Below are 20,840 nucleotides of genomic sequence, written 5' to 3'. Positions count from 1 at the left end.
TCATGAGCAAGGCAAGCGGCGCGAGCCTGATCGACCTTCAGATCATGTGGCACCGGCTGATCGCCGTGGTCGAGGAGCAGGCGCAGGTGCTGCTCCGCACCGCCTTCAGCCCGATCGTGCGCGAATGCGGCGACCTCTCGGCCGGCGTGTTCGACCTCAAGGGGCGGATGCTGGCGCAGGCGGTGACCGGCACGCCCGGTCACGTCAATTCGATGGCGGAATCGGTCAAGCACTTCATCAACCACTTCCCGATCGAGACGATGAAGGAGGGCGATGCCTACATCACCAACGATCCCTGGATGGGCACCGGTCATCTCAACGACTTCGTCGTCACCACGCCGTGTTTCAAGGACGGCAAACCGGTCGCGCTGTTCTCCTGCACCAGCCATCTCATGGACATCGGCGGCATTGGCTTCGGCCCCGACGCCACCGACGTGTTCATGGAGGGGCTCTACATCCCCATGCTGAAGTTGATCGACCAGGGCGTCGTCAACGAGACGCTGATGGCGATGATCCGCACCAACACGCGGCTGCCGATCGATACCGAAGGCGACACCTATTCGCTGGCCGGCTGCAACGACGTCGGTTGCGAGCGCCTGGTCGAGATGATGACCGAGTTCGGTATCGACACGCTCGACGAGCTCGGCGACTACATCTGCGACCGTTCGCGCGAGGCCGTGCTGGCCGAGATCGCAAAGCTGCCGAAGGGCAGCTGGCGCAACACCATGGTGGTCGACGGCTATGATGCCCCGGTGACGCTGGCGGCGACGCTGACGATCTCGGATGCGGGCATCCATGTCGATTTCGACGGCACGTCCGCAGCCTCGAAGTTCGGCATCAACGTGCCCTTGTCCTACACCACCGCCTACACCGTGTTCGGCCTCGGCTGCGTGGTGGCGTCGCAGATTCCCAACAATGCCGGCTCGCTGTCGCCGTTGACGGTGTCGGCACCCGCAGGCGCGATCCTCAATGCGCCCAAGCCCGCGCCGGTCGCCTCGCGCCACATCATCGGCCAGATGCTGCCCGACGTCGTGTTCGGCTGCCTGCGTCAGATCATTCCCGAGCGCGTGCCCGCTGAAGGCACCTCGTGCCTGTGGAATCTCAACGTCCGCGGCCAGACCCGCTCCGGCGTCGGCGGCAATTACGGGTTCTCGATGGCGGTGACCTCCAATGGCGGCACCGGTGCGCGCTTCGGCAAGGATGGGCTGTCGGCCACCGCCTATCCCAGCGGCGTGCGCGGCACGCCGGTCGAGATCGCGGAGACGCAGACGCCGCTGATCTTCTGGCGCAAGGAGCTGCGTCCGGATTCCGGCGGGGCAGGGCGCACCCGTGGCGGCCTTGGGCAGATCATCGAGGTCGGCAGCGGCGTCGATGCGCCGTTCGACATCCTGGCGGCGTTCGACCGCATCGATCATCCGCCGCGCGGGCGCGATGGCGGCCAGAACGGCGAGGCCGGCTATGTCGGCCTCAAGTCCGGGAAAAAGCTGCGTGGAAAAGGATTTCAGCAGGTGCCGCCGGACGACCGGCTGGTGGTGCTGACGCCCGGCGGCGCCGGCATCGGTGCTCCCACGACGCGCGATCGTGCGGCGGTCAAGGACGATATCGAAAGCGGGCTCGTGTCCGCCGACAATGCGGCTGCAGTTTATGGGTACGCGCGCTGACTTGTCGGTGCGCTTGGGTCAACGGAGGGGTGCAATGATCACGCGACGGAACTTCACCGCGGGCGCAGCGACGCTGCTTGCCGCCGGCCACATCTCGACCCGCGCGCGGGCGGCGACGACAAGCTGGGACATGTCGACGGTCTGGCCCGACGGCAATTTCCACACTCAGAACGCGATGGCCTTCGCCGAGGAGGTGAAGAAGCAGACCGGCGGCTCGGTCGCGATCACCGTGAAGGCCGGTGGCCAGCTCGGCTTCAAGGGACCCGAGCATTTGCGCGCCGTGCGCGACGGCCTGGTGCCGCTCGCCGACGTCCTCAATATCCAGCAGGTCGGCGACGAGCCCTTCATGGGCGTCGAGAGCATTCCGTTTCTCTGCGGCTCCGTGGACGAGCTGAAGGTGCTGCACAAATATGTGCGGCCCGAATACGAGAAGATCGCGGCGCGCAACAACCAGAAGATCCTCTACATCGTGCCGTGGCCGACGCAGTATCTGCACCTCAAGGCGAAGGTCGCCGACGTCGAGGGCCTGAAGAACATCAAGATCCGCGTGCCCGACAAGAATGCGGTCGATATGCTGAATGCGGTCGGCATGGCCGCCGTGATGATCCCCTGGGGCGAAACGATTCCCGCGCTCGCCTCCGGCGCGGTCGCCGGCGTCTCCACCTCGTCGGTATCAGGCGTCGACGGCAAGTTCTGGGAATTCCTGAAATACGTCTACCCGACCAACCACGTCTGGTCGTCGCAGATGCTCACCGTCAATCTGGATTCCTGGAAGGCGCTTCCCGCGGATCAGCAGAAGCTCGTGGGCGATATCGCTGCAAAGATGGAGCCGGGCTTCTGGGCGAACTCGCTCAAGGCCGACGTCGACAGCCTCAACCGCCTCAAGGAGGGCGGCATGGAGGTGGTGCCGGTCTCGGACGCGATGATGACGGATATCCGCGCCAAGACCGCGCCGCAGCTGGATGCCTTCCTCAAGCGCGTGCCGGCGGCCGACAAACCGGTGCGGTCCTATCTCGCCGAAATGAAGCGCGGCTGAGGGCGGGATCGTGGTGAGCGTTTCTCCCGAAGCACCGCAAAGCCTCAATGCGGCGGCACCAGTGCCGCTGCGCATCCTGCTCGACGGCATCGACCGTCTCGGCCGGCTCGACGGCTGGATCGGCGGCGGTTGCCTGTTGATGCTGACGTTGCTGATGCTGTGCGAGGTCGCAACGCGCTTCCTCTCGAACTTCCTGCCGTTCTTCCCGCCGACAATCTCGATTGCCTGGGAGTACTCGTCTTATCTGATGGCGGCCTCCTTCACCTTCGGCGCCGCCATGACCTTGCGCGTCGGCGGCCACATCCGCGTCGTGCTGCTGCTGAAGAATGCACCAGTGCCGGTGCAGCGCGGGCTCGAGATCCTCTCGGCGTTGGCCGGCTTCGCTTTTATGGCGTTCCTGACGTCAGCGATGGCGAAGTTCGCCTTTGCCGCGTACACGCGCGGCCAGGTCTCGACCTCCAGCGATACGCCGCTGTGGTTTCCGGAAGCCGTCGTCACACTCGGCATGCTGCTGCTGACGCTCCAGTTCCTCGCGCGAGCGATCCAGGCCGTGCTCGGCCTGCCGCTGGAGGATCACCGCATGAAGGCCTCGCCCGTCGAATGACCACCGCGCCCGCACCCGGATTCAAGATCGCATGACCATCGAAGTCGTCGCCCTGTTCGCGATCCTGTTTGCGCTGCTGGCCTGCGGCGTGTGGATCGGCCTCACGCTAGCGCTCACCGCGACGCTGCTGCTCGCGATGTTCCGCTCGATCCCGCTCGACAAGCTGTTGCCGCAATATGCCTGGAACATCCTGACCACGCAGGAGCTGCTGGCGCTACCGCTGTTCATCCTGATGGGCGAGCTGCTGTTCCGCACCCGTCTGTCGCGCTCGCTGTTTCAGGGGTTGGCGCCCTGGGCGGGGTTGCTGCCCGGTCGATTGCTGCATGTGAACGTGATCGGCTGCACCATCTTCGCGGCGATCTCCGGTTCGTCGGCCGCGACCACGCAGGTGATCGGCCGCATGTCGCTCAACGAGTTGCTGCGCCGCGGCTATTCGCGCGACATCGCGATCGGCTCGCTCGCGGGCGCCGGCACGCTCGGCTTCCTGATCCCGCCGTCCAACATCATGATCATCTACGGCGTACTCGGCGACGTCTCGATCCTGAAGCTGTTCACCGCCGGCGTGCTGCCGGGATTCCTGCTGGCCGCCACCTTCATGGCCTGGGTGATGCTGCACACGAGCCTCGACCGCACCATGGTGCCGGAGACGGAAGCCAAACTCTCGCAGGTGCCGTGGAGCGAGCGCTTCGCCGCGCTGAAGGATCTCGCGCCGGCATTGTTCCTGATCGCCTGCGTGCTCGGCTCGATGTATGGCGGGCTCGCGACGCCGTCGGAAGCCGCCGCCGTCGGCGTGCTCGGCGCGGCGCTGGTGGCCTGGGCGCAGGGCGCGATGTCGCAGCAGGTGATGCGCGACGTGCTGATCGGCTCGGTCGTGACCTGCTCGATGATCGCGCTGATCGTGTTAGGGGCCTCGATCCTCGGTAATGCCGCGGCCTTTCTCGGCATCCCGCAGGCCGTCGCCGCCTTCGTCAAGGGGCTCGGCCTGTCGCCCTTCATGCTGATCGTGGTGTTGATCGTCTTCTACCTGATCCTCGGCTGCTTCCTCGACGGCTTCTCGATGATCGTGATGACCTTGCCGATCGTGCTGCCCATCGTGAAGGGGGCGGGATTCGACGAGATCTGGTTCGGCATCTTCCTCGTGCTCGCGGTCGAGATGGCCCAGATCACGCCGCCCGTCGGCTTCAACCTGTTCGTCATCCAGGGCCTCACCGAGGACGGCCTCGGCTACATCGCGCGCGTCACGATGCCCTATCTCATGATCATGGTTGGCTTCGTGCTGCTGCTGACCCTCTGGCCCGGCATCGTCACGATTTTACCGCGGGTGCTGTACGGATAATCGACATCTCGTCGCCGACTTTCGATAGCTCCCCGGCCAGGCCGCCCGGCTCGTCCCAACTACCATCCGTTGTGTTGCCCGACGGGCAAAACACGCCAGCGCTGGGTCGATATCCCTACGCAAAAATATTCGAATTTACAGAAGTTCGGTTTTGCCGTACAACCCGAAGCATCCCGCCCGCCACAAGGGGCGTTTCGCGATCGTCACGGGACGCGGGCCGGGATGCGGTGGCCGCGACGGCGTCGGCGCGAATGGTGGCTGCAGGGCGGGCAACCGTGAGCAGCGACAGGCGCGATACGACACGGCGCTGACAGCGTCTTCGAATGGCCTCGACGGCGAGCGCATGCCAGCCGTGGAGAATCCAGCTTGGATGCGCGCGGACGGAGAAGTCGTGTGGTCCTGACGCCCGGGGTCTGTGCGTCAAGCCCTGCGGAGATGTCGCGCCAACCGGCGTGCATCGAGCATCCGCAAGGCGACGGGGGCAATAGTGCATCGCTCCCCGGGGAGAGCACGAAGGACACCGTGAAAACCATCCGCGCAGGGAAGGCCGGGATGTCCCGGCGTCACCTGTCGTCCACCCCGTGCGCGCTTCTTTAGCACACGCGGGACTTCGGGTGCCAGCCGGCGCCCGGCCTTCCCTGCGCCCTTGCTTTCAAAGGGCGGAAGAGATCAGCAAAGCTCGGGCGAACAAGCCGCGAGAACGCGAAGGTGTGTGCAGATGGAACGATGCTGTGGGATGGGTAGAGCCCTTGCGAAACCCATCATATTTCAACGTGGAAAAGGCGTTGATGGGTTTCGCTTCGCTCTACCCATCCTGCGAACCATCGCCAACAACGGTCTCGTGCCCCGGATGCAGCGCAGCAGCGTAAGAACGCTGCCGCGCGTCCGGGACACGAGAGAGGCGCGCCAAACGTCGTCCCGGCTTGTCGACCGGGGCGACTTGCGCGAGCAAGAGCGAAGGGGTGTTCAGCTCGGCTTACGCCGCCGCCTTCTTGCGCGCGAGCTCGGCCTTGTACAGCTCGAACTCTTCCGCGACCGCCTTCGCGACTGACGGCCGCTGGCGCAGGCGCTCGTAATAGGCCTTCACGTTCGGCCATTTCGCGAGCTCGATCGGCGGCGTCGCCATGGTCCAGTTGATGACCGTGACCAGATAGGCGTCGGCGACGCTGAAATGGTCGAGCAGGAAGTCGCGCCCCTTCAGGTAGTTGTCGAGATAGTCGAGCCGCGACAAGTTCTTCTCGAGGGCATAGGCCTTGGCCTCCTGCGGCGCCTTGCGGTCGAGCAGCGGGATGAAGAGGCCCTTATGAAGCTCGGTGCCGACGAAGCAGAGCCATTGATGCAGGCGGGTGCGTTCGATGCCCTCTGCGGCGCCCAGCCCGGATTGCGGGAAGCGGTCGGCGACGTATTGCAGGATTGCCGCATTCTCGGTCAGAACCACGCCCTCGTCGGTGCGCAGCGTCGGCACCAGGCCGATCGGATTGACGGCGCGGAAATCGGAGCCGTCGCTCAGCACCGTCTTGGTCGGCGGGTCGACCTCGAGATAGTTCGCCTCGGCACCGGCTTCATACAGCGCGACGCGGGTTGCCATCGAACAGGCGAGCGGCGAGAAATAGAGATCCATCTGTAGCCTCCTTGGGCAATTCCTGGGATTTCGCTCAACCTGGCCAGATTGATTTTTGTACCATCTTGCATAATATGAGGTCGGTCAAGGATTAATTTGCGAAATGGTACAAAAATCGAAGCCGCCAGCTGCTGCCAATGAGCCCGAGGGCCGCGGCCAACCCGAGCGCCGCGGCCAACCTAAGCGCCGCGGCCGTCCGCGCGCCTACGAGCCTGACGTTGCACTCGGCAAGGCGCTCGACCTGTTCCGCAAGCAGGGTTTTGCCGCGACCTCGCTCGATGATCTCAGCGAAGCGACCGGGATGAACCGTCCGAGTCTCTACGGCGCTTTCGGCGACAAGCGCGAGCTCTACATCAAGAGTTATCAGCGCTACCGCGAGGACGCGCGGGCTTCCATGGCCGCGATCTTCCGCGAGGAGATGCCGGTGCGTCAGCGGCTGGAGCGCATCTTCGCCTCCGCGCTGAGCATCTATCTCTCGGGCGAGACCGGCCCGCGCGGCTGCTTCACGGTGGTGACCGCGGCGTCAGAAGCCGTTGGCGATCCCGAGATTCGCGCCATGGTGCTCGACGGTCTCACCGAGCTCGACAAGGCTTTTGCGGGCTGCTTCCGCCGCGCCAAGGAGAACGGCGAGCTGCCGGAGAGCGCCGACCCCCTCGTGCTGGCACAGATCGCATCAGCCACCGTCCACACCATCGCCATCCGCTCGCGCGCGCGCGTATCGCGCAAGGAGCTGGAGGCGATCGTGAAGGGCGCAATCGACGTGATGGTGGGAGGCAAGGAGTAGGCTGTCGTCCCGGACAAGCGCAGCGAAGCGGAGCGCAGATCCGGGATCCATAACCACGGGGAGGAGTTTGGCGAAGACTCGGAGTTACCAGCTCGCCTAACAACTTCTCCCTGGGGTTATGGGTCCCCGCCTTCGCGGGGACGATAGTGAGTATGCTGCGCGATCCTGCGTCCCAACTACGCCGCGCGGATCTGCGCGAGGAAGCGATCCACCTCGTCCCGCAGTCGCTGCGACTGCTTCGACAGCTCGATCGCCGAACCCAGCACTTCCTCGGCCGCCGTGCCCGTCGCGGCGATGCCCGCGGTGACACCGGAGATGTTCTGCGAGACCTCGCCGGTGCGGGCAGCCGCCTGCTGGACGTTCTGGGCGATCTCCTGCGTCGCCGTGCCCTGCTGGCCGACGGCTGCGGCGATCGCGGCGGAAATTTCGTCGACCTGCTGGATCGTCGCGCAGATCGACTGGATGCCGTCCACAGCGCCTGATGTCTCGCCCTGCACCGCGTGGACCTGGGCGCCGATTTCCTCGGTCGCCTTCGCCGTCTGCGTCGCCAGGGCCTTGACCTCGGAAGCGACCACGGCAAAGCCGCGGCCGGCTTCGCCCGCGCGCGCCGCTTCGATCGTCGCGTTCAGCGCCAGCAGGTTGGTCTGGCCCGCGATGCCGTTGATGAAGGAGACGACGTCGCCGATCTTCTGCGCCGCGTCTGCCAGGCTCTGCACGCGCTCGTTCGAGCGCCGGCCGTCGCTCGCGGCCTTGCCCACCACTTCGGTCGCGTGGGCGAGGCGCCGGCTGATCTCGGTCATCGACGAGGACAGCTCTTCCGCCGCCGCCGCGACGGTCTGCACATTCTCCGAGGCCAGTGTCGAGGCCGACGACACCGCGCGCGTCTGCTGTCGGGACTGTTCGACGATGGCCGACATCGACCGCGCCGTATGCTCCATCTCGACCGCAGCTGAGGACACCGTGGTGACGACATCGCGGATGCTGGCCTCGAAATTGTCGGCAAGCGCGGCGAAGGCGCGCCGCTTCTCCGCTTCGGACTGCGCCTTGGCTTCCAGCTGCTCGGCCTGAAGCTTCCCAAAGTTGACGGCGTTGTCGCGGAACACCGCAACCGCCTTCACCATCGCCCCGACTTCGTCGTTCGCCTTGCTGGCGGGGATGGTGACGTCGGTCCGGCCGTCTGCGAGCTCGCGCATGACGGACGTGATGGAGAGGATCGGACGCGAGATGCTGCGGGCGATGAGATAGCCGACGATGGCGGCAAGCACGAGCCCGATCGCGGCGATCGCGATCGCGAGCATCCAGGCGCGGTCGGCCGAGGCCTCGTAATCGGCATTGTCCATCACCAGCTCGACGGCGCCGAGCGGCTTTCCGGAAAAATCCTTGATCGGGCCGAGCAGCGCTGCCACCGGCGTGTTGTCGAGCTTGGCCCGCTTCACCGTGAAGCTGCCTGTGGTAGCGCGGCCGTAATCGGCCGCGTCGAAGAAGCTCTTGCCCTTCAGCGTGCCGCCGAACAGCTTGAAGCCCGAGCCGTCGGCGAGGTGGAAGGCGACGTCGACATGGCGGTTGGTCTTGAAGTCGTCGAGGAAGGACTGGCCGAAGGTCAGGCCGAATTCGACCGAGCCGAGATGCTTAGCCCCTTGCGCGATCGGCACCACGCCGCGGATGCCGAGCCCGGCAACGCCGCCTTCGAGGCCGACCACGACCTTGCGATCCTGGTTGGCGACGACGACGGTCTTGCGGAAGCCGGAGAGATCGTCGCCGAATTTCGCGGGCTGGTGCACACGCAGGAACGAGGTCGCCGGCGCCACATGGAACTGGAATTGCTCGACACCGTATTCCGATTTGGTCGCCGCAAAGACCGGCCCGAACAGGGCTATCAGGGCGTTGCGGTCCTGCTTGGCCATCGCATCCTGCGTCGCCGGCATCGCGGCTACGACCGTGCTCATGGCGGCGGCCCGGTGCGATTCCTCGGCGATGCGCGACTGAAGGGCATCATAATGGCTCTGCAGCTCGCGCTGGTCGGCGCGGTCGATGATCCCCGCGATGATCCACATCGCCCCGAGCACAGCGAACAGAGCGGTTGCCGCCGCCGTCACCGCGAGGGCAACCGTGATCCGCATCCTGAGGCCGAGGCTCGCGCGCATGTCCGACTCGTTGTTTGAGCGTTGGTTAACACCGCTTATCAACTTCTCGCTAAGAGAGAGTGAACGGGATACCTGCGGAACGCGGTGGTTGTGGGGGGAGGCTGTCTGCCCCACAATCAGTGTCGTCCCCGCGTGTGCGGGGACGACACTGAATATGTTGTGACGGTGCTCGCGAAAATCCCGGCGCCTAATACCCCCTGGCCCGGTCCACCACGTTCTCCAACGCGCCGCCGGCCTCGAACCGTGCGATCTGCTCGGCGACATAGGCCGAGATCGCGTCCGCGTCGGTGTCGGCTGCGTTGTGCGGCGTCAGCACCACCTTGGGATGGGTCCAGAACCGGCTGTCCGCCGGCTGCGGCTCCTGTACGAACACGTCGAGCGAGGCGGCGCCCAGCGTGCCGTCGTCGAGGCAGGCGAGAATGTCGGCCTCGTTCTGCAAGCCGCCGCGGCCGGCATTGATCAGCACCGGCGCGCCGAGCGGGCTGTTGCGGTTGAGCTTGGTGAAGACGTCGCGGTTGAGGATGCCGTGCGTCTCCGGCGTCAGCGGCAGCAGGCAGACCAGAATATCGGTCGCGCGCAGGAACGCATCGATCTGGGCCGAGCCATGGAAGCACTCGACGCCGTCGATCGCGCGCGGGCTGCGGCTCCAGCCGGCGACGCGGAAGCCGAGCCGCCGCAGCACGTCGGCCGCGTCCGCACCGAGCGTGCCCAATCCCATGACACCGACCGTGACGGCGCTGGCCGGCCATTGATATTTCGGCTCCCAGCGCTTTGCGCGCTGCGAGTCCCGCAAATAGAGCTCCTGGCGGTGGTGCATCAGCACGTGCAGCACGACATATTCAGTCATGCGGCCGGTCAGGTCGGGTACGGCGACCCGGACCAGCGGCACATCGGGCAGGCTCTTGTCCGCCATCAGCGCATCGACGCCGGCACCGAGATTGAAGATCGCCCGCAGATTGGGGAAGGCGCCGAGATCGCCCGGCACCGGCTTCCACACCGTGGCATAGTGCACCTCGGCCGGATCGAGCGTGGAATCCGGCAGCAACACTACACGGCGGCCGCCGCAGACAGCATCAAACCGGGCCTTCCAGCGCTCCGGCAACCAGTTCTGCTGCGTGCTGTTGATCAGGACGGCCAGTGTGCCCTTGGTCATTCGAATTGCCTCGTCGGGTTCCGCTTACGAAGGCCCTCCTTGGCACGATCTGCCGGATTTTTCTCGCAAATTTTTTCCGCAGTCCTGTCGGGGCGGGGCATATTGGCGCGTCTTTAGAACAGACGAGGAAAGTGTCGCCTATGCTTTATGCCATCCTTTGCTATCACGATGAGGACTTCGTCGGCTCCTGGAGCAAGGAGCAGGACGAGGCCGTGATGAAGAAGCTCGCCGTGGTGCAGGAGAAGCTCACCCAGCAGGGCCGGCTCGGGCCGGTCGCGCGGCTGCTGCCGACCACGGCCGCCGCGACGTTGCGGAAGGAAGATCCTCCGCTGGTGCTGGACGGCCCCTATGCCGAGACCAAGGAGCAGCTGCTCGGCTTCTACATCGTCGACTGCAAGAATCTCGATGAGGCGCTCGACGTCGCCCGCGACCTCGGCGCTGCCAATCCCGGCGGCGCCTATGAGGTGCGTCCCGTCGGCGTGTTCCGGCCCGGAGGAAACCTGACGTGAGCGAGGCCGACACCGGCTGGATCGAGACCGCGCTGACCTCGGCGCGACCCCAGGCGGTCGGCGCGCTGCTGCGTTATTTCCGTGATCTCGACACCGCCGAGGAGGCGTTCCAGAACGCCTCGCTGCGCGCGCTCAAGTCCTGGCCGCAGAACGGGCCGCCGCGCGATCCTGCAGCCTGGCTGATCATGGTCGGCCGCAACGCCGCCATCGACGAGGTGCGCCGGACCCGCAAGCAGCAGCCGCTGCCTGAGGACGACCAGGCGATCTCCGATCTCGACGACGCCGAAGGCGCGCTGGCCGAACGGCTCGACGGTTCGCACTACCGCGACGACATCCTGCGGTTGATGTTCATCTGCTGCCATCCGCAATTGCCGGCGACGCAGCAGATCGCGCTGGCGCTGCGCATCGTCTCGGGGCTTACCGTGAAGCAGATCGCGCGCGCCTTCCTGGTCTCGGACGCGGCGATGGAGCAGCGCATCACCCGCGCCAAGGCGAAGGTCGCCGAAGCCGGGACGCCGTTCGAAGCGCCCGGCGCAATCGAGCGCTCCGAGCGGCTCGCCGGCGTCGCGGCGATGATCTACCTGATCTTCAACGAGGGCTATTCGGCGAGCGGCGACACCGCGGAGATCCGCAAGCCGCTTTGCGAGGAGGCGATTCGGCTGGGGCGCCTGCTGCTCAGGCTGTTTCCGAGCGAGCCGGAGATCATGGGGCTCACGGCGCTCATCTTGCTGCAGCATGCGCGCAGTGCCGCGCGCTTTGCCGCCGACGGCTCGCTGATCCTGCTGGACGACCAGGACCGTTCGCTGTGGAATGGCACCATGATCGCGGAGGGGCTGGCGCTGATCGACAAGGCGATGCGCCACCGCCGCAGCGGGCCCTATCAGATTCAGGCCGCGATCGCTGCATTGCATGCCCGCGCGGCGACGCCGGAGGAGACCGACTGGGCGCAGATCGACCTGCTCTACGGCGCGCTCGAGGTCGTGCAGCCGTCTCCCGTGGTGACGCTCAACCGCGCGGTCGCGGTCTCCAAGGTGCGGGGGCCGCAAGCCGCGCTCGATCTGATCGAGCCGCTTGCGCCGAAGCTCGCCAACTACTTCCATTTCTACGGCGTGCGCGGCGCCTTCCTGATGCAGCTCGGCCGCAACGACGAGGCACGTGTCGCCTTCGACCGCGCCATCGCGCTTGCCAACACGTCCGCAGAAGCGGCCCACATTCGCATGCACATCGATCGCCTGATCCGGGACAGCCAGCCGAAGGCGGGCGCGCGGCAGGGCGCGAAAGTGAAGTAGACCCGTCTGTCTCCACATCATCATGTCGGGACAAGCCCGGCCATGACGTGGGGTGGGTAGCGTGCAAAATTTCATTCCGGCAATTGTCGGCTCCTGCCGTTCCCGTTCGTCCTAAGCCCGTACCCACGGAGCCCCTTCATGCTGAAAGCCATTGCCGTCATCGCCGTCGTGCTCGCCGTTGGAATCGCGGGCGTCCTCGCCTTTGCCCTGACAAAATCTGACACCTTCCGCATCGAGCGGAGCCTCGCGGTGAAGGCGCCAGCCGGAGCGATCTATCCACAGGTCGCCGATTTCCGCCGTTGGACCAACTGGTCCCCCTATGAGACCCGCGATCCCGCCATGAAGCGCACCTTCGGTGGATCTGAGGGAGGCAAGGGCGCGACCTATGCTTGGGATGGCAACAACAATGTCGGCGCCGGCCGCATGGAGATCCTCGAGGCGACCGGGCCGTCCAAGCTTCGCATCAAGCTCGATTTCGAGCGGCCGTTCGAAGGTCACAACACCGCCGAGTTCACCTTTGTGCCGCAAGGCGATGCTACTCTGGTCACATGGGCGATGTACGGTCCGGCTCCGTTCATGTCCAAGATCATGCAGGTGTTCATCAACATGGACAGCATGATCGGCAAGGATTTCGATGCCGGCCTCGCCAGCCTGAAGAAGCTGGCCGAGAAGCAATAAGCCTCACTGCAAACGAAGAGGAGAGAAACGATGCTCAACGCTTATCTGTTCTATCAGGACACCTGCGAAGCTGCGTTCAACTTCTACGTCAAGGTCCTGGGCGGCAAGATCGACGCCATGATGCGGTCATCGGACGCGCCGCCGGACATGCCCGCCGCGCCCGGCCGCGAAAAGATGATCATGCATGCGCGGATGTCGCTGCCCGACGGCAGCGTGCTGATGGCTTCCGACGCGCCGCCGGAGCATTTCGCCAAGCCGCAAGGCTTTTCGATCTCGCTCACCGTCAAGGACCCTGCGGACGGCGAGCGTAAGTTCAATGCACTCGCCGATGGCGGCACCGTCACCATGCCGTTCAGCAAGACGTTCTGGGCCAAGGGCTTTGGCATGTGCGTCGACAAGTTCGGCATTCCCTGGATGGTGAACTGCCCGGCCGAAGGAATGTGACAGGCGCGAGCCTGCACGATCTGTGGAATTGCGATCCCCTCTCTCCACTGTCGCGGGAGAGGGGACGCCTGGATTTATCGCGTCATACCCGGATCGGTCGTGAGCTCGCTCAACGGATCGATCCGGTCACGTCCTCGCTTTGCTGCGGCGACTGAACGCAGCGAGGGCAGATCACGAGCTTGGTGCCGAGCTGCTTGTCGTTCTCGGCTTCGATCTCGTCATGGACCGCCCACCACGCATCCGAATATGGCCGCAAGGTGCCGAGCACTCGTTCCCGCTCCTGATTGGGATCAGCTGCCGCGGGCGCGGGGTTCGTCGCGCGCCGCTTCGCGACATGCGGGCGATGCGAGGCTTTGTTGGGGTCCTGGCCGAGGCCATCCCATGCGATCGGACGACGCTCCTGCGCCGATGCGACTGCACATCCAAGCAGCGCTGTGCAGAAAGTAAGCAAGATGAAGCCGCGTCGTATCATGCCGGACCCAAAGTTCGATGCGCAATGCGCAGACTTCCACACGGGAAACTTGCATGGCATCGGTCAAATGGAACTTAAGGCAAACGACTGGCGGGCGTGGCCGAGGAATGAACTCACGATTCGCATCACTTTGCGGGAGCAGTGAGGCCGCTTCGTGAAACCATGCGGACTGCATCGCACAACAATTGACGCAATATTGGGCTGTAATCTGCACGTCAGAATCGCTATTGGTGAATCACAAAATCTAAAAAGCTGGGGTGGACGTCACTTGGAAGGGGAGCGACCGATGGCGGCGGCGCTACAGATCAATTTTGCCCTGTGGGGGATGCTTATCTGCGTCAGCATGAAGCTGGGGCCGGTGATCCAGACTCTTTATTGACGGCAGCCAAAGTGTGATGGCGTGGAGACCCCGGTGCGCACATTGGGTGCGACACAGGGAACCTGCCGTGTGGCCTCGGGCCGGCCAAGCCAAACGCCTTTGATGTGACGCGACGCGGTTCACAGAACTCATTCACGTCACATCCGTGGCGGCTGCCACATTCGTCAGCGGCAGCGCGGATAGATCGCGGCGAGATCGCGCCCCTTGAGCAAGAGCAGCCGCGAGGTGAGGCCGCCACGGCGGCTGATCCAGTCGCGCACTGGGCCGGGATAGGCGGCAAGCACCGCGACCGATGCTTCCGGCTCGGCATAAAAGCGCCCGCGCCGGTCGACCGAACGTGCCGCATGGAAGCCGAGCACGGCACGCTTGGTGACGCAGATGCGCTCGCCCGGTACGATGCTCAGCACCAGCGTGCAGGCCGACAGACAGGGGCCGTCTATCACCACGCGCTCGCCGCTCTCGCGCACCTTCTCGAACAAATCGAGGAACGGCCCCACCTGTCCGCCGGGAGACTGGATGATGCGGATTTCGGCGGACGCCGGCGCGGTGGCGAGCAGCGCGAATGCAAGCATCAGGGCGTTGAGCAAAGAGATGCGTCGCATGAAGTCTCCACCTAAATCGGTTCCGTAGGGTGGGTTACGCCCAGCGGCCCGCGCAGCGGCAGTGCTAACCCACCCTACAATTTCCGGACCTATCCGTTGCGGCGCTGGCCGCGCAGCGTGGGCAGGCCGATACCTGCCGCATCGAAGCCGCCATCAACGGCCAAAATTTGGCCGGTGATGTAGCTCGCATTTGCCGAGCACAGGAAGTAGATCGCTTCCGCAAGCTCCTCCTCCAGGCCGTAGCGATTGAGCGGAATGGCGTCGTGATAGTCGGCGCGGATCTCCTTGGTGTGCACCTGCTTCGCCATCGCCGTGTCGACCGGCCCCGGCGCAACCGCGTTGACGCGGATGTTGAGCGAGGCGAGCTCGACAGCGAGCTGCTTGGTCAGGTGCGCGAGCCCGGCCTTGCTGGTGCCGTAGGCCGAGCGCAGCGTCGAGGCGCGCACCGCCGAGATCGAGGTGATGTTGACGATGGCGCCGCCATGGCCCTCGCGCATCAAGGGAACCGCGGCCTTGGTGCAGAGGAACGGGCCGGTGAGATTGACCTCGAGCACGCGGCGCCAATCGGTCTCGGACGTCTCCATCAGCGGTGCGAACACCGCGATGCCGGCATTGTTGACCAGTGCATCCAGTCGGCCGAACCGGCGCTCGACCGCCTCCATTGCATTGCTCACCGCGGCGGCGTCCGAGACGTCGCAGGTCAGCGCCAGCGTCGCCTCGCCTTGGTCGATTTCGGCGACCGCCCGGCCGAGCAACTCGCCCTCGATGTCGAGCAGCGCCACGCGCCAACCCTCGGCCAGGAACTTCTTCGCGGTCGCAAGCCCGATGCCGCGGGCGGCTCCGGTGACGAGAGCGATTTTTTGCGGGGCTTGCGGCATGGGAGAATTGTCCTCGAGTAGCATATGGGCGCAGGAATGCAGGCTCCTTTTACTGCGCTTTTGTGCTGGCGAGGAAGGGGCAGGCGAGGGCTGGAGGGGACGTCGTCCTTACGCCAGCTCTGCCGAGGCACGCTGCATGTTGGCCGACATGTCCGCGGTCACGATGCTCTGCTCCTCGACCGCGGCTGCGGTGGAGGCGATGAACTCGTTGACGCCTGCGATCGCGGCCTTGATCGCGGTGAGGGAGCTCGCGACGTCGCCGGAGATGGTGTTCAGCGCGTCGATTTCGGACGTGATCGTGTCGGTCGCCTGCTTGGCCTGGCTCGCGAGATTCTTCACCTCGGAGGCGACCACCGCAAAGCCGCGTCCCGCTTCGCCGGCGCGGGCCGATTCAATCGTGGCGTTGAGCGCGAGCAGATTGATCTGGCTGGTGATGCCCGAGATCATCTCGACGATGCCGCTCATGGCCTGTGCGGCGGCCGTCAGCTTCTGGGCCTGGAGGTCGGCGGACTCGACCCTTGTGGTCGCGACCTTGGACGTCTCGCGCGACTTCGTCATGGTCTCGGAGATCTCGCGGATCGAGGCGCTCATCTCTTCGCTGCCGGCCGCGACCGCATCGATCAGCCCGCGCGCGTTGTCGGCCTTCTTGCGGCCGATCGCCTGCGCGGTGATGTCGGTGGCGTATTTCACCACCTTGTACGGTTTGCCGTTGAGATCGAAGATCGGGTTGTAGGACGCCTGGATCCAGATCTCGCGGCCGCCCTTGGCGATGCGCTTGTATTCGGCGGCCTGGTATTCGCCGCGATTGAGTGCTTCCCAGAACTGGCGGTAGGCGGCCGAATTCTTCTCGTTCGGCTCGACGAACATGGAATGGTGCTGGCCCTTGATCTCGGCCAGCGCATAGCCCATCGCCTTCAGGAAGTTCTCGTTGGCAGTGCGGATCGTGCCGTCCATGTTGAACTCGATCACCGCTTGCGACTTCTGGATCGCGGCGAGCTGACCGTCATTGTCGGCCGCCTTCATCTTTTGCGCGGTGACGTCGGTGGCGAACTTCACCACCTTGAACGGCTTGCCGTTCTCATCGAGAATCGGATTGTAGGTGGCCAGAATCCAGATTTCCTTAGCCCCCTTGCCGAGCCGCTTGTATTCGCCAGCCTCGAACTCGCCACGGTTCAGCTTGGCCCAGAACGCGGCATAGGCCGGGCTCGCACGGTCCTCTGGTGTCACGAACATGGAGTGGTGCTTGCCCTCGATCTCATCGAGCGAATAGCCCATCGCGCCAAGGAAATTCTCGTTGGCGGTGACGATGGTACCGTCCATGTTGAACTCGATCACGGCCTGCGCGCGGTTGATCGCGGCGATCTTGCCGGACTCTTCCATGGCCTTGATCTTATAGGCCGTGATGTCGGTGGCGAACTTGATGAAGCTGACCACCTTGCCGCTTTCGTCGCGTAGCGGGGCGTAGGACGCGTGGACCCAGACTTCCCTGCCGCCCTTGCCGAAACGCTTGTATTGCGTGGTCTGGAATTCCCCGCGGTTCAGGCTGGCCCAAAAATCGCGGTAGCGAGTGCTCTCGCGCTCGGCCGGGTTGACGAAGATGCTGTGATGCTTTCCCTTGATCTCGGCAAGCGTATAGCCGCTCATTTTGAGAAGGTTTTCGTTGGCGTCGAGGATGGTGCCGTCGAGACCGAATTCGATCACGGCTTGCGACCGGTCGAGCGCCTCGACCTCCGCGATGGCGTGCCTGACCTTCTTGCTCAGGAAATTGAACACGTAAGCCCCGCAATGCTCGAAAGCGATCCGACAGGATCGCCATACCGTTTCCCCTGAGCTGAAAGTTGCATGCTATCCTTGAGCATCGGTAAATTCCGGAACACGCCGCGACGAGCTCCGCGACTCCACGTGCGACGGCCAACTACTTCAACTGACAGCTGCTCTTGGTTTATATGCACGGTGGAGTTCACAATGCGGAGCCGTACTTGTACGGGGGCGCAGCCGAGATATTTTTTCGCGTCGCCTCGCATGGCGGTGTCGGCGCGGTCGAGGGCGAACCGTCTTCAACAAGATGCTCGCTGCGGAGACCATTGATGCCCGACGACCGCGAACGCCTGATCCGAGACCTCTTCGCCGCCTATCTCGCCAACAACCGGCAGCGGGTCGCCGACGCACTGGCCGACGATTTCCGCTTCACCAGCCCGTTCGACGACGACCTCGACAAGGCGACCTATTTCGAACGCTGCTGGAGCGACAGCGGCTGGATCGCACGGCATGACATCGAGCGCATCTTCGTCCGGGGCGAGGAAGCGTTCGTCACTTATCTCTGCCTTGCGACAGATGGCAGGAGTTTTCGCAACACGGAGTTCTTCACCTTCGCAGGCGGCAAGGTCCGGCGCATCGATGTCTATTTCGGCGCTGCCCGGCGGGATGGTCGTTTCCTGCCGCAGCCGCGCTAGGGCCGGGGCCCTCCAGATTATTTCCGCGGGCGTGTCGGTTCCGTGAGGGTTCGTTCGTCTTGAAGGCGAGCGGGCCTGCGCCTCACGGCGCATCCCGGAACCACCGCAGAAGCCAGGATACGACCCATGCGATTCATGATGTTGATGATCCCGCTCGGCTACGAGGCCGCGCCGCCGGACGTCCAGCTCGATCCCGAACGCGTCGCGGCGATGATGCGCTATAACGAGGCGCTGAAGGACGCGGGCGTGCTGATCACGCTCGATGGCCTGCATCCGCCGTCGATGGGCGCGCGGGTTTCATTTGCGACCGGCGAGCCTGTCGTGACCGACGGCCCATTCGCTGAAGCCAAGGAAGTCCTTGGCGGCTATTGGATGATCGAGGTCGCCTCGCGCGCAGAGGCGATCGCCTGGGCGAAGAAATGTCCGGCTTCGGCCAACGAGATCATCGAGATCCGGCAAGCCCAGGAGATGAGCGACTTTCCGCCCGACGTGCAGGAGGCCGCGGCCGGTTTCGGCGACCTGAAGAGGTAGCCACAGCGATCGCGATGAAATCGCGTCTGTCGTCAGTCAATCAACAAGGAGAGAACCGATGAGCACCGAACATAAATTCCTCGCCGTCTATCTCGGCAGCATGAGCGGCGAAAAGATGAAGGCCTGGCATGCGATGCCCGAGGCGGAACGGAAGGCAAAAGAGCGCGAGGGCATGGCCGCCTGGCACGGCTGGGTCGAGAAGCATAAGGACGTCATCGTCGAGATGGGCGGCCCGCTCGGCAAGACCCGCCGGATCGACGGACGCGGCATTACCGAGATCAGCAATGCGCTGACCGGCTTCACGGTGGTGCGGGCTGCCTCGCAGGAGGAAGCTGCAAAATTGTTCGAGAACCATCCGCATTTTGCGATCTTCCCGGGCGAGGCGATCGAGGTCATGCCCGTGCTGCCGATTCCGCAGATGTAGCTGCGGACGAGGCCAATTCCGGGTGCGATGCCGTCGCTCAGGCCCGGCATCGCCCGTGAAAGTACGGGGTTAATCACGCCCGATTCCTGCTAGTGACCTTCACCGCCGGCTCATGTAAAGATCGTTCACATGAGCTGGCGCAAGGAGCAGCGCCGCGCCGAGCGCGGCTATCACCACGGAAATCTGAAGGAAGCCCTGTTGCAGGCCGCCCTCGGGCTGATCGCCGAGAAGGGAGCGGCCGGCTTCACCTTCGCCGATGCCGCACGCATGGCCGGCGTCAGCGCAGCGGCGCCCTATCGGCATTTCCGCGACCGTGACGAGCTGTTGTCCTCGATCGCCCAGCGCGGCTTCGAGCAGTTCGAGCAGCGCCTGGCCGCGGCCTGGGACGACGGACGCCCCGACACGGTCACCGCGTTCGAGCGCGTCGGCAAAGCCTATCTCGCCTTCGCCCGTGAGGAGCCCGCGTTCTACAACGCGATGTTCGAATCGGGCGTGCCGGTCGATGCCAATCCCGCGCTTCAGGCCGCCAGCGAACGCGCCTTCAACATCATTCGTGCTGCAGCCGAGCGGCTCGCGGCGCTGACGCCGCCGGGTACGCCGCGGCCGCCGGCGATGATGATGGCGCTGCACATCTGGTCGATGGCGCATGGCGTGGCTTCGCTGTTCTCCCGTGGCGACGCCGCGCGACGAAAACTGCCGATGTCGCCGGACGAGCTGCTCGAGGCCGAGGTGCTGATCTATCTGCGCGGCCTCGGCTTCCCGACCGACCGTCGTCCTGCAGGCAAGGGCGCCGAGCCGCCGCCGGTGCCCCCGGAGGCGCCCTCCGGTTCAGGCGTGCCGCCCGGCGGCACTCCAGGTGGTCCTTGGGGCAAGCCGAAATAAAATTACGCAAATGATCACGCGGGCGTGTCTGGCGGCCAGCTTGACAAAATCGCGGGATGGTCTAGCTATGTAAATGTTATTTACATTCACAACGGCGCTGGTGCCGTGATGGAGATGGGAAATGGCCTACACCGCTGACGTTAATCGCTGGCGCGGCCCTTCGGACCAATACCAACAGTACGAACGTCCCCGCATGCTCGATACGCCCTGGCATCCCGGCTGGATCGCCGTGACCATCCTCGGCTTCATCATCTGGTGGCCGATCGGACTTGCCCTTCTCTTTTTCACACTCGGGAGCAGAAGAATGTCGTGCTGGAGCCACCAAGATCGCTGGCAGAACAAGATGGAAAAGATGCAGTACAAGATGGACCGCATGCGCGGCCGCATGGAGCGCCGCGGCTTCGGCTTTGGCTTCGGCCCCCCGTCCTCCGGCAACCGCGCCTTCGACGAGTACCGCACCGAGACGCTGCAGCGGCTCGAGGAGGAGCAGGTCGAGTTCAAGAACTTCCTCGACCGTCTGCGTCACGCCAAGGACAAGGAAGAGTTCGACCAGTTCATGGCGCAGCACAAGACGCGTCCGACCCCGCCGCCGACCGACCAGCAGCAGGGCTGACCTTCAAGGCTGACTGACACCTCTCAAAGCCTTCAGGCGCATGCCCCCAAAGTCCTGATGGCCCCGAGCCGCCCGTCTGCGCAACCCGCAGGCGGGCGGTTTGGTTTTTGGGTTCAATCTCTCGCGCGCGCGAGAGCAGGCATCGGCCGGTTTCGGCCGCCATCATTGTTCGCATTGCTCGTCGTGCCGGGCCTAGCCCTGTCGCGAGATGCGGGTTGCAATTGATGGCAGCGACAACTGGCAGTCACTAAACCGGACGTTGCCGCAAAATGCCTCCTGACTGGTGCAATGCGGCCGGTCCAGAAATCGAATCTCCTCTTGCAACCACAGGGTGCTGTGCATAGTCT

General features: G+C 64.6%; 21 protein-coding genes. 14 read left to right on the top strand and 7 right to left on the bottom strand.

Annotation, left to right across the window (positions count from 1 at the left end; all coding sequences use genetic code 11):
* The first annotated feature begins 2 nt into the window (after positions 1 to 2).
* Genes GGD61_RS28890 through GGD61_RS28875 form a run of 4 tightly spaced genes read left to right on the top strand, consistent with a single transcriptional unit; the run spans position 3 to position 4,637 of the window.
* On the top strand, positions 3 to 1,661 hold the full coding sequence (locus tag GGD61_RS28890; protein ID WP_092254621.1) for a hydantoinase B/oxoprolinase family protein: 1,659 nt from the start codon (positions 3 to 5) through the stop codon (positions 1,659 to 1,661).
* A 34-nt stretch (positions 1,662 to 1,695) separates the two neighbouring features.
* The gene (locus tag GGD61_RS28885; RefSeq protein ID WP_092254625.1) at positions 1,696 to 2,697 is read left to right on the top strand and encodes a TRAP transporter substrate-binding protein; all 1,002 of its coding nucleotides are present in this window, start codon (positions 1,696 to 1,698) and stop codon (positions 2,695 to 2,697) included.
* Between the two features lie 10 nt (positions 2,698 to 2,707).
* Positions 2,708 to 3,301, top strand: a complete 594-nt coding sequence (locus GGD61_RS28880) for a TRAP transporter small permease subunit (protein WP_183231687.1) — start codon at positions 2,708 to 2,710, stop codon at positions 3,299 to 3,301.
* A gap of 31 nt (positions 3,302 to 3,332) precedes the next feature.
* Positions 3,333 to 4,637, top strand: coding sequence for a TRAP transporter large permease (locus GGD61_RS28875; RefSeq protein ID WP_092254631.1), 1,305 nt, complete (start codon positions 3,333 to 3,335; stop codon positions 4,635 to 4,637).
* A gap of 976 nt (positions 4,638 to 5,613) precedes the next feature.
* Here the strand turns inward: GGD61_RS28875 and GGD61_RS28870 are convergent.
* Positions 5,614 to 6,258, bottom strand: coding sequence for a glutathione binding-like protein (locus GGD61_RS28870; RefSeq protein ID WP_092254634.1), 645 nt, complete (start codon positions 6,256 to 6,258; stop codon positions 5,614 to 5,616).
* 103 nt (positions 6,259 to 6,361) lie between these two features.
* Here GGD61_RS28870 and GGD61_RS28865 point away from each other — a divergent pair, with 103 nt between their 5' ends.
* Complete coding sequence (locus GGD61_RS28865) at positions 6,362 to 7,042, top strand: TetR/AcrR family transcriptional regulator (protein WP_092254637.1); 681 nt, start codon at positions 6,362 to 6,364, stop codon at positions 7,040 to 7,042.
* 176 nt (positions 7,043 to 7,218) lie between these two features.
* On the opposite strand, the gene GGD61_RS28860 is transcribed toward GGD61_RS28865, so the two are convergent.
* The gene (locus GGD61_RS28860) at positions 7,219 to 9,186 is read right to left on the bottom strand and encodes a methyl-accepting chemotaxis protein (RefSeq protein WP_177237043.1); all 1,968 of its coding nucleotides are present in this window, start codon (positions 9,184 to 9,186) and stop codon (positions 7,219 to 7,221) included.
* A 187-nt stretch (positions 9,187 to 9,373) separates the two neighbouring features.
* Positions 9,374 to 10,339 carry a glyoxylate/hydroxypyruvate reductase A gene (locus GGD61_RS28855; RefSeq protein WP_018317749.1) on the bottom strand — a complete coding sequence of 322 codons (966 nt, stop codon included), beginning with the start codon at positions 10,337 to 10,339 and terminating at the stop codon, positions 9,374 to 9,376.
* 140 nt (positions 10,340 to 10,479) lie between these two features.
* Between GGD61_RS28855 and GGD61_RS28850 the strand changes: the two genes are divergently transcribed.
* From GGD61_RS28850 to GGD61_RS28835, 4 genes are all read left to right on the top strand, one after another.
* On the top strand, positions 10,480 to 10,848 hold the full coding sequence (locus GGD61_RS28850; protein ID WP_028140339.1) for a YciI family protein: 369 nt from the start codon (positions 10,480 to 10,482) through the stop codon (positions 10,846 to 10,848).
* Entirely contained in the window at positions 10,845 to 12,137 is a 1,293-nt protein-coding gene (locus GGD61_RS28845; RefSeq protein ID WP_092254640.1) for an RNA polymerase sigma factor, read from the top strand. The genes GGD61_RS28850 and GGD61_RS28845 overlap by 4 nt, the downstream gene beginning before the upstream one ends.
* A gap of 138 nt (positions 12,138 to 12,275) precedes the next feature.
* Positions 12,276 to 12,815: an SRPBCC family protein gene (locus GGD61_RS28840; protein WP_092254644.1), complete on the top strand. Its 540-nt coding sequence runs from the start codon at positions 12,276 to 12,278 to the stop codon at positions 12,813 to 12,815.
* A 30-nt stretch (positions 12,816 to 12,845) separates the two neighbouring features.
* The gene (locus GGD61_RS28835; protein ID WP_092254648.1) at positions 12,846 to 13,259 is read left to right on the top strand and encodes a VOC family protein; all 414 of its coding nucleotides are present in this window, start codon (positions 12,846 to 12,848) and stop codon (positions 13,257 to 13,259) included.
* 109 nt (positions 13,260 to 13,368) lie between these two features.
* On the opposite strand, the gene GGD61_RS28830 is transcribed toward GGD61_RS28835, so the two are convergent.
* The 4 genes from GGD61_RS28830 to GGD61_RS28815 all read right to left on the bottom strand — a co-directional run bounded on the left by GGD61_RS28830 (position 13,369) and on the right by GGD61_RS28815 (position 17,363).
* Positions 13,369 to 13,731, bottom strand: coding sequence for a hypothetical protein (locus GGD61_RS28830; protein WP_092254651.1), 363 nt, complete (start codon positions 13,729 to 13,731; stop codon positions 13,369 to 13,371).
* A 543-nt stretch (positions 13,732 to 14,274) separates the two neighbouring features.
* Entirely contained in the window at positions 14,275 to 14,712 is a 438-nt protein-coding gene (locus tag GGD61_RS28825) for a hypothetical protein (protein ID WP_018317756.1), read from the bottom strand.
* A gap of 89 nt (positions 14,713 to 14,801) precedes the next feature.
* Positions 14,802 to 15,590 (bottom strand): SDR family NAD(P)-dependent oxidoreductase, encoded by a 789-nt coding sequence (locus GGD61_RS28820; RefSeq protein WP_092254655.1) that lies wholly within the window; start codon positions 15,588 to 15,590, stop codon positions 14,802 to 14,804.
* A gap of 108 nt (positions 15,591 to 15,698) precedes the next feature.
* Positions 15,699 to 17,363, bottom strand: coding sequence for a PAS domain-containing methyl-accepting chemotaxis protein (locus GGD61_RS28815; protein WP_092254658.1), 1,665 nt, complete (start codon positions 17,361 to 17,363; stop codon positions 15,699 to 15,701).
* A gap of 314 nt (positions 17,364 to 17,677) precedes the next feature.
* Here GGD61_RS28815 and GGD61_RS28810 point away from each other — a divergent pair, with 314 nt between their 5' ends.
* The 5 genes from GGD61_RS28810 (at position 17,678) to GGD61_RS28790 (ending at position 20,493) form a co-directional block, all read left to right on the top strand.
* A complete protein-coding gene (locus GGD61_RS28810) occupies positions 17,678 to 18,043 on the top strand; it encodes a nuclear transport factor 2 family protein (protein ID WP_092254661.1) in 366 nt (121 codons plus the stop codon).
* Positions 18,044 to 18,169: 126 nt separating this feature from the next.
* Positions 18,170 to 18,574 carry a YciI family protein gene (locus tag GGD61_RS28805; protein WP_092254662.1) on the top strand — a complete coding sequence of 135 codons (405 nt, stop codon included), beginning with the start codon at positions 18,170 to 18,172 and terminating at the stop codon, positions 18,572 to 18,574.
* A 58-nt stretch (positions 18,575 to 18,632) separates the two neighbouring features.
* Positions 18,633 to 18,998, top strand: a complete 366-nt coding sequence (locus tag GGD61_RS28800; protein ID WP_018317761.1) for a YciI family protein — start codon at positions 18,633 to 18,635, stop codon at positions 18,996 to 18,998.
* Positions 18,999 to 19,127: 129 nt separating this feature from the next.
* Positions 19,128 to 19,880, top strand: coding sequence for a TetR/AcrR family transcriptional regulator (locus GGD61_RS28795; RefSeq protein ID WP_092254665.1), 753 nt, complete (start codon positions 19,128 to 19,130; stop codon positions 19,878 to 19,880).
* A 121-nt stretch (positions 19,881 to 20,001) separates the two neighbouring features.
* Positions 20,002 to 20,493 carry a DUF2852 domain-containing protein gene (locus tag GGD61_RS28790; protein WP_018317763.1) on the top strand — a complete coding sequence of 164 codons (492 nt, stop codon included), beginning with the start codon at positions 20,002 to 20,004 and terminating at the stop codon, positions 20,491 to 20,493.
* Positions 20,494 to 20,840 lie beyond the last annotated feature (347 nt).

It is taken from the genome of Bradyrhizobium sp. SBR1B, from assembly GCF_014198205.1.
Lineage (GTDB): Bacteria > Pseudomonadota > Alphaproteobacteria > Rhizobiales > Xanthobacteraceae > Bradyrhizobium.
Note: the sequence above shows the minus strand (reverse complement) of the source record. Positions and strands in the feature narration are given on the sequence as shown.

Coding starts and splice junctions, on each gene's coding strand:
- GGD61_RS28890 (WP_092254621.1), top strand. CDS start 3: ATGAGCAAGGCAAGCGGCGCGAGCCTGATCGACCTTCAGATCATGTGG.
- GGD61_RS28885 (WP_092254625.1), top strand. CDS start 1,696: ATGATCACGCGACGGAACTTCACCGCGGGCGCAGCGACGCTGCTTGCC.
- GGD61_RS28875 (WP_092254631.1), top strand. CDS start 3,333: ATGACCATCGAAGTCGTCGCCCTGTTCGCGATCCTGTTTGCGCTGCTG.
- GGD61_RS28870 (WP_092254634.1), bottom strand. CDS start 6,258: ATGGATCTCTATTTCTCGCCGCTCGCCTGTTCGATGGCAACCCGCGTC.
- GGD61_RS28865 (WP_092254637.1), top strand. CDS start 6,362: ATGGTACAAAAATCGAAGCCGCCAGCTGCTGCCAATGAGCCCGAGGGC.
- GGD61_RS28860 (WP_177237043.1), bottom strand. CDS start 9,186: ATGCGCGCGAGCCTCGGCCTCAGGATGCGGATCACGGTTGCCCTCGCG.
- GGD61_RS28855 (WP_018317749.1), bottom strand. CDS start 10,339: ATGACCAAGGGCACACTGGCCGTCCTGATCAACAGCACGCAGCAGAAC.
- GGD61_RS28850 (WP_028140339.1), top strand. CDS start 10,480: ATGCTTTATGCCATCCTTTGCTATCACGATGAGGACTTCGTCGGCTCC.
- GGD61_RS28840 (WP_092254644.1), top strand. CDS start 12,276: ATGCTGAAAGCCATTGCCGTCATCGCCGTCGTGCTCGCCGTTGGAATC.
- GGD61_RS28835 (WP_092254648.1), top strand. CDS start 12,846: ATGCTCAACGCTTATCTGTTCTATCAGGACACCTGCGAAGCTGCGTTC.
- GGD61_RS28830 (WP_092254651.1), bottom strand. CDS start 13,731: ATGATACGACGCGGCTTCATCTTGCTTACTTTCTGCACAGCGCTGCTT.
- GGD61_RS28825 (WP_018317756.1), bottom strand. CDS start 14,712: ATGCGACGCATCTCTTTGCTCAACGCCCTGATGCTTGCATTCGCGCTG.
- GGD61_RS28820 (WP_092254655.1), bottom strand. CDS start 15,590: ATGCCGCAAGCCCCGCAAAAAATCGCTCTCGTCACCGGAGCCGCCCGC.
- GGD61_RS28810 (WP_092254661.1), top strand. CDS start 17,678: ATGCCCGACGACCGCGAACGCCTGATCCGAGACCTCTTCGCCGCCTAT.
- GGD61_RS28805 (WP_092254662.1), top strand. CDS start 18,170: ATGCGATTCATGATGTTGATGATCCCGCTCGGCTACGAGGCCGCGCCG.
- GGD61_RS28800 (WP_018317761.1), top strand. CDS start 18,633: ATGAGCACCGAACATAAATTCCTCGCCGTCTATCTCGGCAGCATGAGC.
- GGD61_RS28795 (WP_092254665.1), top strand. CDS start 19,128: ATGAGCTGGCGCAAGGAGCAGCGCCGCGCCGAGCGCGGCTATCACCAC.
- GGD61_RS28790 (WP_018317763.1), top strand. CDS start 20,002: ATGGCCTACACCGCTGACGTTAATCGCTGGCGCGGCCCTTCGGACCAA.